Below are 270 nucleotides of genomic sequence, written 5' to 3'. Positions count from 1 at the left end.
CGACAAGACCCGGCATCAAAACGCAATCCGCGAAGGTTCGGTCGACTGGCGCGCTCGACCAGGCGGCGACGTCCTCCAGGCTGCCGACGGCGAGGATGCGGCCGTCGCGCACGGCGATCGCCTCGGCGTCCGGCGCCATTGGCGCCATCGTGAGGATACGCCGCGCGGCATACACCGTGGTTTCACTGCTTCGGTCCAAGGCCTAACCTCCAAGCGCACGCCAGGGTTGGTCATGGGGCCGACATTCGAGCGACCCAGCCAAGCATCGAG

The 270-nt window shown here is 67.4% G+C and carries 1 pseudogene; it reads right to left on the bottom strand.

Annotated elements, in window-relative coordinates:
- Positions 1-199 (bottom strand): annotated as a pseudogene (locus tag R0J92_RS23200) (amidohydrolase); the annotation flags it as partial.
- Positions 200-270 lie beyond the last annotated feature (71 nt).

The organism is Tritonibacter sp. SIMBA_163, from assembly GCF_046535935.1.
Lineage (GTDB): Bacteria > Pseudomonadota > Alphaproteobacteria > Rhodobacterales > Rhodobacteraceae > Epibacterium > Epibacterium scottomollicae.
This window is presented reverse-complemented; position numbering and strand designations above follow the sequence as displayed.